The following is a 16,346-nucleotide window of genomic DNA, read 5'->3' as shown; positions in this document are numbered from 1 at the left end:
TCCGGCGTCTCGCACCCCGTCCGCAATCGACCTCAGCCAGGAAGAACCGCAGCACCGTGACGATCAAGCCCGACCTCTCCGCCCAGATCCCCGCCGAACTCGGCGCCGTGCACTTCGTCGGCATCGGCGGTTCCGGCATGAGCGGCATCGCCCGGCTCATGCTCGGCGACGGGCACCGGGTCACCGGGTCCGACGTGCGCGACTCCGCGAACATCGCGGCGCTCCGTGAACTCGGCGCCGAGATCGCGATCGGGCACGACGCCGCGAACCTCGCCGACGACATCGACACCGTGGTCGTGACCGGCGCACTCTGGGAGGACAACCCCGAGTACCGCCTCGCGCTCGAGCGGGGCCTCCCGGTGCTGCACCGGTCGCTCGCCCTCGCCGCGCTCATCTCCGGCCGCCGTCTCGTCTCGGTCGCGGGCGCCCACGGCAAGACCACGTCCACCGGCATGATCGTCACCGGCCTCCTCGCGCTCGGCGAGGATCCGAACTTCGTCAACGGCGGCGTCATCGAGGGGCTCGGCGTCTCGTCGGCCGCGGGCGACGGCGAACTGTTCGTCGTCGAGGCCGACGAGTCCGACGGCTCCTTCCTGCTCTACGACACCTCGGTCGCGCTCATCACGAACGTCGACCCCGACCACCTCGACCACTACGGCTCGCGCGAGGCCTTCGAGCAGGCGTTCGTGACGTTCGCCGACGGGGCGCGCGAGCTCGTCGTCGTCTCGTCCGACGACGCCGGCGCCAAGCGGGTCACCGAGAAGCTCTCGCACGAGCACGTGGTCACGTTCGGCCAGGCTGCGGATGCCACGGTGCGCGTGCACTCGGTCGAGACCGACGGGCCCGTCTCCTTCGCCGTCGACTACGCCGGCGCGACCTACCGCGCCACGCTGCGCATCCCTGGACTGCACAACGCGATCAACGCGGCGGGCGCCTTCGCGGTGCTCGTCGGCCTCGGCTTCGACCCCGAGGCATCCCTCGCAGGCATCGCCCGGTTCGCGGGAACCGGCCGACGCTTCGAACTGCACGGCACGGTGGGCGGCGTCAGCGTCTACGACGACTACGCGCATCACCCCACCGAGGTCGCAGCCGCGCTGTCCGCCGCCCGCACGGTGGTCGGCGAGGGTCGCATCATCGCGGTGCACCAGCCGCACACCTACAGCCGTACTCAGACCTTCGCCAAGGAGTTCGCCGAGGTGCTCGAGCAGTACGCCGACGAGACCGTCGTGCTCGACGTCTACGGCGCACGCGAGGACCCCGTGCCCGGTGTCACGGGCGCCCTCGTGAGCGAGCGGTTCGCCGACCCGGCGCACGTCGCCTTCGTGCCCGACTGGCAGCAGGCCGCCGACTACACCGCGAGCATCGCCCGCGACGGCGACTTCGTGATCACGCTCGGCTGCGGCGACGTCTACCGCATCGTGCCCCAGCTGCTCGGCTCGCTCGAGCGCGAGCGCGGATGACGCCGGAGCCCGCGTGAAACGGCCTCAGGGGTTCGACGGACCGCCCGCACGTGCGCCGCGCGCACCTCTGCCGGTGCCGGACGCCGAGCGCACCTCGACGCCGGTCGCGCGTGCCCCGCGCACCGAGCGGCCGGCGCCCGATGCGGACCGCACCTCGACGGAGCCGATCGCGATCGTGGTCACGACGCCGGTGACTCCGCTCGTGCCGGGCAGGACTCCGGCATCGGCGGAGAGTCTCCCACCGTCGCGGCCGCCGGGTTCGGAGCGAGACGATGCACCGGCCGCCCCCGCGACCTCGAAGAGCGAGCGGACGGCCAAGCGCGAGCTCGCCGCAGCGGGCCGGGAACGCCGAAAGTACGAACGCCAGGAGGTGCGGCGATTCACGAAGCGATCCCGTCGTCGCCGGATCGTGTGGTCGGTCGTGCTCGGTGCGATCGCGGCGCTCGTGGTCGTTGTCGCGGTCGGCGCCTACTCGCCGCTCATGGCATTGCGCGAGGTCCGGGTCGAGGGCGCCGCACGCATCCCGGTCGCCGACGTGCAGGCGGCATTCGACGATCAGCTCGGCACTCCGCTGCCGCTCATCGCGAGCGCCGACGTGCTCGCCGCGCTCTCGGACTTCCCGCTCATCGAGACCTATTCGACCGAGACGATCCCGCCCGGCACCCTCGTCGTGCGCATCGTCGAGCGGGTGCCCGTCGGCGTCGTCGACACCGGGAAGGGGCTCGAGCTCGTCGACGCCGCAGGCGTCGTCATCGAGCGCCCGACGGAGCGACCCGACGGGCAACCGCTGATCGTCGCGGAGGGCGGCGTGGCGGGCGAGGGCTTCCGAGCCGCTGCCGCGGTCATCAGGAGTCTTCCGCCCGAGGTGCGCGGGCAGCTCGTCGGTGCCTCCGCGGCGACGGCCGACGACGTGCAGCTCGAGTTGTCGACCGGCGCGACCGTCGTCTGGGGGAGTGCGGAGGAGTCCGCCGCGAAGGCGGCCGTGCTCGCGAGACTCATGGACGCGGCGCCGCCCGACACGGTCGGCGAGTACGACGTGTCGTCACCGGCCAGCGCCGTCACGCGGTAGCGGCAGCCGGAAATCGGCCGGATCGCGGCCGATCCGCCCGGCGGTTCGCGACACGCGGGCGAGCCTTTCGCGGCAGAGGCCGTCGGGAGCCTACCGTCATCACAGGAATTGCATACTCAGCAAAACTTTAACCTTCGACTAGAGGTTCAGGGTTCAGAGTTCGCACGGAAGGCCGGTCATGTCGACAAACCAGAACTACCTCGCCGTCATCAAGGTCGTCGGTATCGGCGGCGGCGGTGTCAACGCCGTCAATCGCATGATCGAGCTCGGCCTCCGCGGCGTCGAGTTCATCGCGATCAACACCGACGCGCAGGCGCTGCTCATGTCGGACGCCGATGTGAAGCTCGACGTGGGGCGCGATCTCACTCGCGGCCTCGGCGCCGGCGCCGACCCCGAGGTGGGCCGTCGTGCCGCCGAAGACCACGCGGAGGAGATCGAGGAGGCGCTCGCGGGCGCCGACATGGTCTTCGTCACCGCAGGCGAGGGCGGCGGCACCGGCACCGGCGGTGCTCCCGTCGTCGCGCGCATCGCCAAGTCGATCGGCGCGCTCACCATCGGTGTCGTCACGAAGCCGTTCGGCTTCGAGGGAAAGCGACGCCAGACCCAGGCCGAACAGGGCGTCGCGCGCCTGAAGGAAGAGGTCGACACCCTCATCGTGGTGCCGAACGACCGCCTGCTCGAGATCAGCGACCGCGGCATCTCGATGCTCGAGGCCTTCGCCACGGCCGACCAGGTGCTGCTCGCCGGTGTCCAGGGCATCACGGACCTCATCACGACCCCCGGTCTCATCAACCTCGACTTCGCCGATGTGAAGTCGGTCATGCAGGGTGCGGGCTCCGCGCTCATGGGCATCGGTTCGTCGCGGGGGGCCGATCGTGCGATCAAGGCCGCAGAGCTCGCCGTCGCGAGCCCGCTGCTCGAAGCCTCGATCGACGGCGCCCACGGCGTGCTGCTCTCGATCCAGGGCGGGTCGAACCTCGGCATCTTCGAGATCAACGACGCCGCCCGGCTCGTGCAGGAGGCGGTGCACCCCGAGGCGAACATCATCTTCGGTGCCGTCATCGACGACACGCTCGGCGACGAGGTGCGCGTCACGGTCATCGCGGCCGGCTTCGACGGCGGCGAGCCGAACGCCAAGCCCGTCGAGGCGCGACGCACGAACTTCGTGCCCGCTGCCGTCGGCGCGGCGGTCGGCGGCGGTGCCATCTCGAGCGAGGCCGCAGATGTGATCGCCGAGATCGACATCGACGAGCTCGTCGAGACTGCGAACTGGGGCGAGGTCGAGACGGCGACGGCCGACCAGATCGTCTCGGACCCCGCGTTCGACACCGACGACGACGACCTCGACATCCCCGACTTCCTGAAGTGAGCGACGCGAGGCCGGCCGCCGACTCGCTGGCAGGGCGCCTCGCCGAGGTGACCGGCCGGGTGTCGGATGCCGCGCGGGACGCGGGTCGCGACCCTGCCGAGATCACGACGATCGTCGTCACCAAGTTCCATCCCGCGTCGCTCGTCGAGCAACTCGCCGAGCTCGGCGTGCGCGACGTGGGCGAGAATCGGCATCAAGAGGCGCAGGCGAAGGCCGCCGAGCTCGCTGCACTCGACCTGCGCTGGCACTTCGTCGGGCAGCTGCAGAGCAAGAAGGCCCGGCAGGTGCGCGCCTACGCCTCGGCGATCCACTCGGTGGACCGGCCGGCGCTCGTCGACGCGCTGCGTTCCGACGAGGCATCCGTCGACTGCTTCGTGCAGGTGAACCTCACCGAGGACGCCGGCCGCGGAGGTGTCGCCCCTGTCGACCTCGAAGCGCTCGTCACGCAGGTGCTGGAGACCCCCGGACTGCGTCTCCGGGGACTCATGGCGGTCGCGCCGCTCGGGGAACCGGCTCGGCCGGCATTCGCCCGCGTGCGCGCCATGTCGGAGCGGGTTCAGAAGTTGGACCCGACCGCGCACGATCTGTCCATGGGGATGTCGCACGATTTTCGCGACGCGATCATGGAGGGTGCGACACACCTGAGAATCGGAACGGCAATCACCGGGAATCGGCCGGTCGCCGGTTAACCTCGAAGAGACGGAACACAGACGGAGGCAGCGATGTCGAACCCGCTCAAGAAGACGATGGTCTATCTCGGACTCGCCGATGAAGAGCTCGAAGAGGAGACCACGCAGGCCCACGCGCCCGCACCGGTGACCCCGGTCGCGAACGCGGCGCCTGCACCGAGGACCGGTGCATCGGTCACACCGCTGCGCAAGAACCATGTCCAACCGAGCACACCGCAGGCGGAGATGAACGAGATCCTGACCGTCCACCCGCGTCAATACCGTGACGCGCAGGTGATCGCCGAGTCCTTCCGTGAGGGAGTCCCCGTGATCATCAACCTCTCGCAGATGTCGGATGCCGACGCGCGTCGTCTCATCGACTTCGCGAGCGGCCTCTCGCAGGGGCTCTACGGAAAGATCGAGCGCGTGACGAGCAAGGTGTTCCTGCTGTCGCCCGCCCACGTGGTCGTCTCGGGGGAGACCGGCGAGAGTGAGGGCGACGTGGACGCGTCGTTCTTCACGCACGCGTAGCCCGTCGTGGGCGCGCTGGCAATCGTCTGGAACATCCTCTACATCCTGCTGCTCATCTACTTCTTCGTGATGTGGGGGCGGTTCGTCCTGGATCTCGTGCGCACGTTCAACCGTGCGTGGCGCCCTCGCGGCACCTGGCTCGTGGTCGTCGAGGCCGTCTACAGCCTCACCGATCCGCCCGTGCGCTTCTTCCGGCGACTCGTGCCGCCGATCCGCATCGGCCAGGTCGCATTGGATCTGGGGTGGAGTCTGGCCATGCTCGTCGTGATCGTGGCGATGACCGTGGTGTCCCTTCTGGCACAGGGGGCGACCGTGCCCGGCTGATGATCTCCTGCGAGGGATGAGGTCGAGACGATCGGCACTCACGACTCTGAGGATGTCTTTGCTACCGTTAGCTGAACGTGATCGAACAGTTCGACAGATTTGAGGGTGGAAAGCCATGGCGCTAACTCCGGAAGATGTGGTCAACAAGCGCTTCCAAGCGACGAAGTTCCGGGAAGGGTATGACCAAGACGAGGTCGACGACTTCCTTGACGAAGTCGTGGTCGAGCTTCGTCGACTGAACGGGGAGAACGAGGAGCTGCGTCAGCGGCTGTCCGCGGCCGAGGCCCGTGCTGCGGAGGCCGCCAAGGCTCCCGCCGCCGCTGCGCCGGCAGCTGCCGCGGTCTACACCGAGCCGGCGGCTCCGCCGCCCACGGTCGCGGTGCCGATGCAGCAGCCCGTCTCGCAGCAGTCGGACTTCGACGAGCAGGCGAGCACGACGAACCTCCTGCAGCTCGCGCGTCGTCTGCACGAGGAGCACGTCCGCGAGGGCGTCGAGAAGCGCGATGCGCTCATCGCCGAGGGCCACGCCACCGCGGCTCGAGTCGTCGCCGAGGCCGAGGCCAAGCAGCGCGCGCAGATCGGTGTGCTCGACCAGGAGCGCGTCGCGCTCGAGAAGCGCGTCGACGAGCTCCGCGTGTTCGAACGCGACTACCGCGCGAAGCTGAAGAACTACATCGAGGGTCAGCTCCGCGAGCTCGACACTGCAGCGCCGGTGCAGGTCACCGGCAACCAGGGATTCTCGTCGCCCGTCGGCGCGTCGGGCCTGCCCGCTGAACAGCCGGCACCGACGTTCCAGGGCTTTGGAGGCTGAGCGGGCCGCGAAGGTCGGCTCCACCACCGCCCTCCTGGTCGTGGCCGGCGCCGCACTCGCGGCGTACGGCCTCGACCAGCTGAGCAAGTTCCTCGTCGTCTCGAACCTCACCGAGGGTGAGGTCGTGCCGGTGCTCGGTTCGCTGCTCCAGTGGCAGTTCGTGCGCAACCCCGGTGCGGCATTCTCGATCGCGAGCGGAATGACCTGGATCTTCACGATCCTCGCAGCCGGCGTGATCACCTTCATCGTGTGGTTCGCACGGCGCATCCGCTCGATCGCCTGGGCCGTCGTCTTCGGACTCCTGCTCGGCGGAGTGCTCGGCAACCTGACCGACCGGCTCTTCCGCGAGCCGTCGTTCGGCCTCGGTCACGTGGTCGACTTCATCTCGACACCGTGGCTCATCCCGGCGATCTACAACATCGCCGACATCGCGATCGTGTCGAGCATGGTGCTCTTCATGATCCTCACGATCCGCGGCATCGGCCTCGACGGCTCGCGCGAGCTGCGGCCCGCGAAGCGCGAGGCTGCCGAGACCGCGCGGAACGAGACCCCCGCCGCCACGGCGGACGGCGACGTTCCGCTCCGCGAAGCCGCGACCGGAGCCTGATGGAGCACCGTTCCTTCCCCGTTCCCGACGGGCTCGAGGGCGCGCGCGTCGACGCAGGCCTTGCGAAGCTCCTCGGCTTCTCCCGCACCCTCGCCGCCGACATCGCCTCGGCGGGCGGCGTCTCGCTCGACGGGGCATCCGTCGACAAGTCCGACCGGCTCCGCGCCGGCGCCTGGCTCGAGGTGAGCTGGGAGGAGCCGCGCGGCCTCACGATCGACCCGATCGCCGTGCCCGACCTCGGCATCATCCACGACGACGACGACCTCGTGGTCGTCGACAAGCCGGCCGGCGTCGCCGCGCATCCCTCGGTGGGCTGGAACGGGCCGACGGTCGTCGGCGCGCTCGCGGCCGCGGGCTTCCGCATCTCGACGTCGGGGGCATCCGAGCGCCAGGGCGTCGTGCACCGTCTCGACGCGGGCACCAGCGGCCTCATGGTCGTCGCGAAGTCGGAGCGCGCCTACACCGAACTGAAGCGCCAGTTCCACGACCGTGAGGTGGAGAAGATCTACCACACGGTCGTGCAGGGCCACCCCGACCCGCTCGCCGGAACGATCGACGCGCCGGTGGGCCGTCACCCCCGCTCCGAATGGAAGTTCGCGGTGACCGCCGAGGGCAAGCATGCCGTCACGCACTACGAGACGATCGAGGCGTTCCCCTACGCATCGCTGCTCGAGGTGCACCTCGAGACCGGCCGCACACACCAGATCCGGGTGCACATGGCCGCCCAGCGGCATCCGTGCGCGGGGGACTCGATGTACGGCGCCGACCCGACGCTCTCGGCGAAGCTCGGCCTCGACCGGCAGTGGCTCCACGCCAAGCAGCTCGCCTTCGCCCACCCCGCCGATGGCGAGTGGACGACGTTCGTGTCGGAGTACCCGGCCGATCTCGCGCACGCGCTCGGCGTGCTCCGCGGCGACTGAAACACCGTCTGCCGCGGCCCCGACGTGGGAGGTCGCACGTAGACTTCGAAGACCTCCGAACACACTCGCCGTACCCCGATGAGGAGCCCAGTGGCCACCGATTCCTTCGTCCATCTGCACGTGCACAGCGAGTACTCGATGCTCGACGGTGCGGCGAGGGTGGGGGAGCTCATCCAGGCTGCGAAGGGCGAGGGAATGCCCGCGGTCGCGATCACCGACCACGGCAACGTGTTCGGTGCGTACGACTTCTGGAAGCAGGCGACCGACGCCGGCATCAAGCCGATCATCGGCACCGAGGCGTACATCACCCCGGGCACCGCACGTGGCGACAAGACCCGAATCCGGTGGGGCAACGGCGGGGGCGACGACGTCTCGGGCTCGGGCGCCTACACGCACATGACACTGCTGTCCGAGACGACCGAGGGCATGCACAACCTCTTCCGGCTCTCGAGCCGTGCGTCGATCGAGGGCTACTACTTCAAGCCGCGCATGGACCGCGAGCTGCTGTCGATGTACTCGAAGGGGCTCATCGCCACGACCGGCTGCCCGTCGGGCGAGGTGCAGACGCGCCTGCGACTCGGACAGTACGACGAAGCGGTGAAGGCGGCATCCGACTTCCGCGACATCTTCGGCAAGGAGAACTACTTCGCCGAGATCATGGACCACGGTCTCGGCATCGAGCGCCGCATCATGGAGGACCTGCACCGGCTCGCGAAGGACCTCGCCCTGCCGCTGGTCGCCACGAACGACCTGCACTACACGCATGCCGCCGACGCCAAGAGCCACGCCGCTCTGCTCTGCGTGCAGTCGGGTTCCACGCTCGACGACCCCAACCGGTTCAAGTTCGACGCCGATGAGTTCTACCTGAAGACGGCCGCCGAGATGCGCCATGTCTTCCGCGACTACCCCGAGGCCTGCGACAACACCCTGCTCATCGCAGAGCGCGCCGACGTGAAGTTCAACACGAACGCCAACTACATGCCGCGCTTCCCGGTGCCAGAGGGCGAGAGCGAAGACACCTGGTTCGTGAAAGAGGTCGACCGCGGCCTCGAGGTGCGCTACCCGAACGGCATCCCGGCCGACGTGCGCAAGCAGGCCGACTACGAGGTCGGCGTCATCCTGCAGATGGGCTTCCCCGGCTACTTCCTCGTCGTCGCCGACTTCATCAACTGGTCGAAGAACAACGGCATCCGCGTGGGTCCCGGCCGTGGCTCCGGTGCCGGTTCGATGGCGGCCTACGCCATGCGCATCACCGACCTCGACCCGCTGCAGCACGGCCTCATCTTCGAGCGGTTCCTGAACCCTGACCGCGTCTCGATGCCCGACTTCGACGTCGACTTCGACGAGCGCCGTCGCGGCGAGGTCATCAGGTACGTGACCGAGAAGTACGGCGACGAGCGTGTCGCGCAGATCGTGACCTACGGCACGATCAAGGCGAAGCAGGCGCTGAAGGACTCGGGCCGCGTGCTCGGCTTCCCGTTCTCGATGGGCGAGAAGCTCACGAAGGCGATGCCGCCCGCGGTCATGGGCAAGGACATCCCGCTCACCGGCATCTTCGACGCGAAGCACCCGCGCTACAAGGAGGCCTCCGACATCCGGGCCATCGTCGAGACGGATCCCGAGGCGAAGACCGTCTTCGAGACGGCGCTCGGCCTCGAGAACCTGAAGCGCCAGTGGGGCGTGCACGCGGCCGGCGTGATCATGTCGAGCGATCCGCTCGTCGACATCATCCCGATCATGAAGCGCGAACAAGACGGCCAGATCGTCACGCAGTTCGACTACCCGGCGTGCGAGTCGCTCGGCCTCATCAAGATGGACTTCCTGGGGCTGCGCAACCTCACCATCATCGACGACGCCCTCGACAACATCGAGGCCAACCGCGGCCACCGTCCGGTGCTCGAAGACCTCGCGCTCGACGACCAGGGCGCCTACGACCTGCTTGCGAGGGGAGACACGCTCGGCGTGTTCCAGCTCGACGGCGGGCCGATGCGATCGCTGCTGCGCCAGATGAAGCCCGACAACTTCGAAGACATCTCGGCCGTCATCGCCCTCTACCGGCCGGGCCCCATGGGTGCGAACTCGCACATCAACTACGCGCTGCGCAAGAACCGCCTGCAGGAGATCACCCCGATCCACCCGGAGTTCGAGGAATCGCTCCGGGAGATCCTCGACACGAGCTACGGCCTGATCATCTATCAGGAGCAGGTGATGGCGATCGCGCAGAAGGTCGCCGGGTTCTCGCTCGGCCAGGCCGACATCCTGCGTCGCGCGATGGGCAAGAAGAAGAAGTCCGAGCTCGACAAGCAGTACGAGGGCTTCTCAGGAGGCATGAAGGCGAACGGCTATTCGGATGCCGCGATCCAGAAGCTCTGGGAGATCCTGCTCCCGTTCTCGGACTACGCGTTCAACAAGGCGCACTCCGCCGCGTACGGCGTCCTGAGCTACTGGACCGCCTATCTCAAGGCCCACTACCCGGCCGAGTACATGGCGGCGCTGCTCACGAGCGTCGGCGACGCGCGCGACAAGCTCGCGCTCTACCTCAACGAGTGCCGACGTATGGGCATCAAGGTGCTGCCACCAGACGTGAACGAGTCGATCGGCTACTTCGCCGCCGTCGGCGAAGACATCCGATTCGGACTCGGCGCCGTGCGCAACGTCGGGTTCAACGTGGTCGACGCGATCCGCGGTGCACGCGACACGAAGGGCCGATTCGAGTCCTTCCACGACTTCCTGAAGAAGTCGCCGCTCCCGGTTGCGAACAAGCGCACGGTCGAATCGCTCGTGAAGGCCGGTGCGTTCGACTCGCTCGGACACACGCGTCGATCGCTCGTCGAGATCCACGAGGGCGCGGTCGAGTCGGTCGTGAAGGAGAAGCGGGCCGAAGAGGTCGGCGACTTCGGCTTCGACTTCGACAGCCTCTTCGACGACGACGAGCGCGATGCCGCGCCGTCGCTCGTGCCCGCCCGACCTGAATGGCCGAAGAAGCAGAAGCTGGCCTTCGAACGAGAGATGCTGGGGCTGTACGTGTCGGAGCATCCGCTCGACGGACTCGAGGTGTCGCTCGCGAAGCACGCATCGACGTCGATCCTCGATCTCACCACCTCGGATTCGACGCAGGATGCCGACACGGTCACGGTGGCCGGCCTCGTCACGAGCGTGCAGCACCGCATCGCGAAGGCCTCGGGCAACCAATACGGCATGATTACGGTCGAGGACTTCTCGGGCGAGATCACGGTGATGTTCATGGGCAAGGCCTACCAGGAGTTCGCGCCCGGCCTACAGGCCGATTCGATCGTGGTCGTGCGCGGGCGGGTCAGCATGCGCGACGACGGCATGAACCTGCATGCCTACAGTGTGTTCACGCCCGAGATCGGTCAAGACGAGGAGTCGGGCATCGTGAAGATCACGCTGCCCGACCAGCGGGCGACGCAGGAGACGACCGAGGCGCTCCGAGATGTGCTCGTCCGGCACCACGGGGAGACCGAGGTTCGGATCACGCTGACGAAGGGCCGCGTCGGTCGTGTCTTCGAGATCGGGCAGTACCCGGTCAAGGTGACCGCCGACCTCTACGGAGAGCTGAAGAGCCTGCTCGGCCCGAACTGCCTCGTGTGACGTCGACCCGATCCGTGGCGTGACCGGTCGATAGGCTGGAATCATCATGCTGCGCACCATCGACCTCCGTGGAACCCGACCCTCGACGGCAGGGCTCCTCGCCCTCGTGCCCCGGGCGGCGACCGACGTCTCCGCGGCGCTCGATGCCGCCCGCTCGATCATCGACGAGGTGCGCGAGCACGGTGAGACGGCGCTGCTCGACCAGGCCGAGCGCTTCGACGGCGTTCGACCGGCGGCGGTGCGCGTGCCGGCCGACGAACTGGCGGCGGCGCTCGAGGGCCTCGCACCCGATATCCGGGCGGCGGCGCTCCAGACGATCGAGCGCGTGCGTGCCGCGAGCGAGGCCCAGGTGCCCGCGCCCCAGACGACGGTGCTCGCCGCAGGGGCCGTCGTCGAGCAGCGCTGGCAGCCCGTCGCCCGCGTCGGCCTCTACGTGCCGGGCGGCAAGGCGGTCTACCCGTCGAGCGTGATCATGAACGTCGTGCCCGCCCAGGTGGCCGGGGTGCGCTCGATCGCGCTCGCATCACCGGCGCAGTCGGAGTTCGGCGGCCGCATCCACCCGACGATCGCGGGCATCGCCGCACTCCTCGGCATCACCGAGGTCTACGCCATGGGCGGCGCCGGCGCGATCGGCGCCTTCGCATACGGCGTCGACGGCATCGGCCTCGAGCCGGTGCAGCGCGTGACCGGCCCGGGCAACGTCTTCGTCGCCGCCGCGAAGCGCGTCGTGCAGAGCGTCACCGGCATCGATGCCGAGGCCGGGCCGACCGACATCCTCGTCATCGCCGACGACGGCGCCGACCCCGACTTCGTCGCGGCCGACCTCGTGAGCCAGGCGGAGCACGACGAGCTCGCCGCCGCCGTGCTCGTCACCGACTCGCCCGAGCTCGCGGCCAGGGTGGCCGAGCGCCTCGAGGCGCGCGTCGCGGCCACGAAGCACAGCGCACGGGTGCGCGAGGCGATCGACGGAGTGCAGTCGGCAGTCGTGCTCGTCGACGACCTCGAGCAGGCCGCCGACTTCGCGAACGCCTTCGGCCCCGAACACCTCGAGATCCAGGTGCGCGACGTCGATGCCACGCTCGCGCGCATCGAGAACGCCGGCGCGATCTTCGTCGGCTCCTTCTCGCCGGTCAGCCTCGGCGACTACGCAGCGGGTTCGAATCACGTGCTGCCGACGGGTGGTCAGGCGCGCCACGCCTCCGGTCTCTCGGCCGCCACCTTCCTGCGCCCGCAGCAGGTCGTGCGCTACGACGAGCAGGCGCTCCGCGAGGTCGCCCCGGTGATCGCCGCGCTCTCGACGGAAGAGGACCTGCCCGCACACGGCGAGGCCGTCACCGCCCGATTCCCGGACTGACCCCGATTCGAATCGTTCCGCCGGGAGTCGTCGCGGTCGTGCTCGCGGGCACGTCGGCGGCGCCCTGATCGCCGCCGCTAGGCTGGGAGCACCATGTACTGTCCCTTCTGCCGTCACCCCGACTCCCGAGTCATCGACTCCCGCACGAGCGACGACGGGCTCTCGATCCGGCGCCGTCGCCAGTGCCCCGAGTGCGGGCGCAGGTTCTCGACCACCGAGACCGCGAGTCTCGTCGTCATCAAGCGGTCCGGCGTGGTCGAGCCGTTCAGCCGCGAGAAGGTCGTGCTCGGCGTCAGGAAGGCGTGCCAGGGCCGCCCGGTGACCGACTCCGACCTCGCGGTGCTCGCGCAGAAGGTCGAGGAGACGATCCGCTCGACGGGTGCATCGCAGATCGAGGCGAACGACATCGGCCTCGCGATCCTGCCGCCGCTCCGTGAGCTCGACGAGGTCGCCTATCTCCGCTTCGCGAGCGTCTACCAGGCGTTCGATTCGCTCGACGATTTCGAATCCGCGATCGATCAGCTCCGTGAAGAGCACGGTCGTCTGCCGGCGCGACCGGTGGAGTGACGTCGGCCCGGCCGCTCCCACTCCGGTAGCCTGAGGCGCGATGTATCGACTTCTCTTCACCGCCTTCCTCTCCCACATGGACCCGGAAGACGCGCACCACCTCGCGTTCCGCGTCATCCGCGCGCTCCCGACGCTCGGTTTCGGCAAGCTCGTCGAGCGGTTCACCGCGCCCGACCCGTCGCTCGCGGTCGAGACGCTCGGCCTGCGCTTCCCGTCGCCCTTCGGCGTCGCGGCAGGGTTCGACAAGGACGGTTTCGCAGTGCGCGGCCTCGGCAACCTCGGGTTCGGGCACGTCGAGGTCGGCACGATCACGGCCGTCGCCCAGCCCGGCAACCCGCGGCCACGCCTGTTCCGCCTCGTGAGCGATCGCGCGCTCGTCAATCGCATGGGCTTCAACAACGGCGGTGCGGATGCCGCGGCCGGCCGTCTCTCGCGACTGTCGCGCCGCAGCGACCGCCCGGTGCTCGGCATCAACATCGGCAAGAGCCGGGTCACCGCCGTCGAGGACGCGGTCGCCGACTACGAGCGCAGCGCCCGCGTTCTGGCCCCCTTCGCCGACTACCTCGTGGTCAACGTCAGCTCGCCCAACACTCCGGGGCTCCGCGGCCTGCAGGAGATCGACTCGCTCGCGCCGCTCCTCGAATCGGTGCGTGCGGCTGCCGGCGGCACCCCGCTGCTCGTGAAGATCGCCCCCGACCTCGACGACGCCGAGATCGTGCGTATCTGCGAGCTCGTCGAGCGCCTCGGCCTCGACGGCATCATCGCGACGAACACGACGATCTCCCGCGATGGGCTCCGCGCCGAGGCATCCGTCGTCGACGCCATCGGGGCAGGCGGCCTGTCGGGTGCGCCGCTCGCTGCGCGGTCGCTCGACGTGCTGCGACTCATCCGCGCCCAGGTGCCTGCTGAGCTCTGCGTCGTCTCGGTCGGCGGTGTCGAGACCGCCGCCGACGTGCAGAACCGGCTCGATGCAGGAGCCACGCTCGTGCAGGGGTACTCGGCGTTCATCTACCGGGGTCCGTTCTGGGCCAGGCAGGTCAACCGCGGCCTGGCGAAGTTCGCGCGGAGCCGCCGCTCGGCCGTCGCGGCCTAGCCTCACTCGGTGCGCTCAGCGCGCCGCACACGTCGGCGCGCTGAGCGCACCGGTCGTCACAGCACACCCGTCGCCGCAGCGCGCGGTGGTCAGAGCACGCCGAGATCGGCGAGCCGGTCGGCGATCGTCGAGCCGTCGTTCGCCGAGACCCACGGCACGCCCGAGGCGTGCTGCTCCGTCTTCGTGCGACCTCCGGCGAGCACGGCTTCACCCTTCGACAGGCGGCGGATGGCGACGGCGGCGACCTTTTCGGGGTGCTCGAGCGCGAAACGCTCGTAGTGCTCCTCGTCGTGCTGCCCGTCGTCGCCGATGAGGAGCCAGCGCACGTCGGGAAACTCCTCGGCGAGTCGCCGGAGGTTCTCCTGCTTGTGCTCCCGGCCGCTCCGGAACCACCGGTCGTGCGTCGGGCCCCAGTCGGTGAGGAGGAGCGGGCCCGCCGGATACAGGTTGCGCGAGAGGAACCTCGTGAGCGTGGGTGCGACGTTCCAGGCGCCCGTCGACAGGTAGATGACGGGGGAGGCCGGGTGCGAGCGCACGAGCCGTTCGAACAGCACGGCCATGCCCGGTGTCGGGATGCGCGCGTGCTCGTCGAGCACGAAGGTGTTCCAGAAGGCGACGAACGGCCGGGGGAGTGCCGTGACCATCACGGTGTCGTCGACGTCGGAGATGATGCCGAATCGAACCTCGGGCCCGACGATCCAGATCGGCGCCTCGACGGGCTCCGCACCCTCGGTGTGCAGCGTCACCCGGTGCCAGCCGGGCTCGAGCGAGACCGGCACCTTCGTGTCGACGACCCCGCCGCGATCGGCGAGCACCTCGATGCGCGTGCCGCCGACCTCGATCACCACGGGCACGCCGCCGACAGGCACGCTCGTGAAGCTGCGCCATCCGCGGATGCCCTGCTCTCCACGGCGACGCCGGCGCTTCGACGTCTCGTCGGGGGCGACCGGCTTCGCGAGCAGCACCCGGCAGAGCACTCGCACCCACTCGGTGGACCCGTAGCCCGTGTAGGGCACGATGGTCGGCCGGTGGCCTCGGCGGCGCGCCCAGCGTTCGCGGATGTCGTGCACCCAGTCTTCGAGGCGCGCGGCACGATGCCGGACCTGGCGCTCTCGTTGTCCGGCCGGAAGGGGGGAGCTCGCCGGCATCCACTCAGTCTGTCATGCGTCGACACCGCGTCGCGAAACGTGCCCGGAGATGGTCGGACGACCCGCGCCGCTCCGGGTAGAGTGGACGGGCAACTGAGGAGGTTCCGTGCCGAATGTCGACCTGATCCTGGGGGCCGATCCGAGCCGGAGACGCTCGATCCGTACCGAGCCGACCCAGCGACGCAGTACACAGCGCCTCGACGCGCTGCTCGACGCCGCGGCGGAGATCGTCGACGAGTCCGGGTTCGAGCGCCTGACCACGCAGATGGTCGCCGAGCGCGCCGGTGCCTCGATCGGCACGGTGTACCGCTACTTCCCCGACCGCGTCGCCGTGCTGTACGCACTTCGCGAGCGCTCGGTGCGACGTTTCCGGGAACGCATCGCCGACGACCTCGTCGACATCGACCTCGCCAACTGGTGGCACCTCATGGACGTGGCGATCGACGCCTGCGCCGCGATGTACCGCGACGAACCGGGCTTCAGCGTCGTGCACGCCGCACGTCGTGAGACGCCCGAGGGCGACATCGAGCCCGAGCTCGCCCACCGACTGGCACGCCTCATCGAGGCGGAGTTCGGCGGTGACGACCTCGACCTCGCGGAGCTGCGCTTCCGCCTCGGCGTCTCGATCGAACTCGGCGACGCGCTCATCAGCCGCGCGTTCGAGCGTGACGAGGCCGGCGACGACCGCTACCTGGCCGAGGCGAAGCGCCTCGTGCACGACTACCTCGCCGAGCACCTGGGCGAGGCGCGCAGCGCCAGCACCGCCGCCTGACGTCCCGCCGGCGTCCGACGCGCCGCGTCGCGTTCGTTGCC

15 protein-coding genes are annotated in these 16,346 nt (G+C 69.4%); 14 read left to right on the top strand and 1 reads right to left on the bottom strand.

Annotated elements, in window-relative coordinates; all coding sequences use genetic code 11:
* Positions 1-56: 56 nt before the first annotated feature.
* The 13 genes from murC (at position 57) to JOE59_RS07395 (ending at position 14,385) form a co-directional block, all read left to right on the top strand.
* The gene (gene murC / locus JOE59_RS07455) at positions 57-1,460 is read left to right on the top strand and encodes a UDP-N-acetylmuramate--L-alanine ligase (RefSeq protein WP_204459596.1); all 1,404 of its coding nucleotides are present in this window, start codon (positions 57-59) and stop codon (positions 1,458-1,460) included.
* Positions 1,461-1,533: 73 nt separating this feature from the next.
* Positions 1,534-2,529 (top strand): cell division protein FtsQ/DivIB, encoded by a 996-nt coding sequence (locus JOE59_RS19085; protein WP_307836992.1) that lies wholly within the window; start codon positions 1,534-1,536, stop codon positions 2,527-2,529.
* A gap of 178 nt (positions 2,530-2,707) precedes the next feature.
* Positions 2,708-3,898 carry a cell division protein FtsZ gene (gene ftsZ, locus JOE59_RS07445; protein WP_074259252.1) on the top strand — a complete coding sequence of 397 codons (1,191 nt, stop codon included), beginning with the start codon at positions 2,708-2,710 and terminating at the stop codon, positions 3,896-3,898.
* Entirely contained in the window at positions 3,895-4,587 is a 693-nt protein-coding gene (locus JOE59_RS07440; RefSeq protein WP_374191118.1) for a YggS family pyridoxal phosphate-dependent enzyme, read from the top strand. Before ftsZ ends, JOE59_RS07440 begins: the two co-directional genes overlap by 4 nt.
* Positions 4,588-4,620: 33 nt before the next feature.
* Positions 4,621-5,097 (top strand): cell division protein SepF, encoded by a 477-nt coding sequence (locus JOE59_RS07435; protein ID WP_074259250.1) that lies wholly within the window; start codon positions 4,621-4,623, stop codon positions 5,095-5,097.
* Positions 5,098-5,103: 6 nt separating this feature from the next.
* Positions 5,104-5,421, top strand: coding sequence for a YggT family protein (locus JOE59_RS07430; RefSeq protein ID WP_204459595.1), 318 nt, complete (start codon positions 5,104-5,106; stop codon positions 5,419-5,421).
* Between the two features lie 115 nt (positions 5,422-5,536).
* The gene (locus tag JOE59_RS07425) at positions 5,537-6,232 is read left to right on the top strand and encodes a DivIVA domain-containing protein (protein ID WP_204459594.1); all 696 of its coding nucleotides are present in this window, start codon (positions 5,537-5,539) and stop codon (positions 6,230-6,232) included.
* Positions 6,222-6,839, top strand: a complete 618-nt coding sequence (gene lspA, locus JOE59_RS07420) for a signal peptidase II (protein WP_204459593.1) — start codon at positions 6,222-6,224, stop codon at positions 6,837-6,839. Before JOE59_RS07425 ends, lspA begins: the two co-directional genes overlap by 11 nt.
* Positions 6,839-7,759: an RluA family pseudouridine synthase gene (locus JOE59_RS07415; protein ID WP_204459592.1), complete on the top strand. Its 921-nt coding sequence runs from the start codon at positions 6,839-6,841 to the stop codon at positions 7,757-7,759. Before lspA ends, JOE59_RS07415 begins: the two co-directional genes overlap by 1 nt.
* A 78-nt stretch (positions 7,760-7,837) precedes the next feature.
* The gene (gene dnaE / locus JOE59_RS07410; RefSeq protein WP_204459591.1) at positions 7,838-11,371 is read left to right on the top strand and encodes a DNA polymerase III subunit alpha; all 3,534 of its coding nucleotides are present in this window, start codon (positions 7,838-7,840) and stop codon (positions 11,369-11,371) included.
* A 46-nt stretch (positions 11,372-11,417) separates the two neighbouring features.
* On the top strand, positions 11,418-12,725 hold the full coding sequence (hisD, locus tag JOE59_RS07405; protein ID WP_204459590.1) for a histidinol dehydrogenase: 1,308 nt from the start codon (positions 11,418-11,420) through the stop codon (positions 12,723-12,725).
* Between the two features lie 93 nt (positions 12,726-12,818).
* Positions 12,819-13,292 carry a transcriptional regulator NrdR gene (gene nrdR, locus JOE59_RS07400; RefSeq protein ID WP_056008298.1) on the top strand — a complete coding sequence of 158 codons (474 nt, stop codon included), beginning with the start codon at positions 12,819-12,821 and terminating at the stop codon, positions 13,290-13,292.
* 40 nt (positions 13,293-13,332) lie between these two features.
* On the top strand, positions 13,333-14,385 hold the full coding sequence (locus JOE59_RS07395) for a quinone-dependent dihydroorotate dehydrogenase (protein ID WP_204459589.1): 1,053 nt from the start codon (positions 13,333-13,335) through the stop codon (positions 14,383-14,385).
* 89 nt (positions 14,386-14,474) lie between these two features.
* On the opposite strand, the gene JOE59_RS07390 is transcribed toward JOE59_RS07395, so the two are convergent.
* Positions 14,475-15,533, bottom strand: a complete 1,059-nt coding sequence (locus tag JOE59_RS07390; RefSeq protein WP_204459588.1) for an App1 family protein phosphatidate phosphatase — start codon at positions 15,531-15,533, stop codon at positions 14,475-14,477.
* 106 nt (positions 15,534-15,639) lie between these two features.
* Here JOE59_RS07390 and JOE59_RS07385 point away from each other — a divergent pair, with 106 nt between their 5' ends.
* Positions 15,640-16,305, top strand: a complete 666-nt coding sequence (locus JOE59_RS07385; protein ID WP_204459587.1) for a TetR/AcrR family transcriptional regulator — start codon at positions 15,640-15,642, stop codon at positions 16,303-16,305.
* Positions 16,306-16,346 lie beyond the last annotated feature (41 nt).

The sequence above is a fragment of the Agromyces cerinus genome (assembly GCF_016907835.1).
GTDB classification, from domain to species: Bacteria; Actinomycetota; Actinomycetes; order Actinomycetales; family Microbacteriaceae; genus Agromyces; species Agromyces nitratus.
Note: the sequence above shows the minus strand (reverse complement) of the source record. Positions and strands in the feature narration are given on the sequence as shown.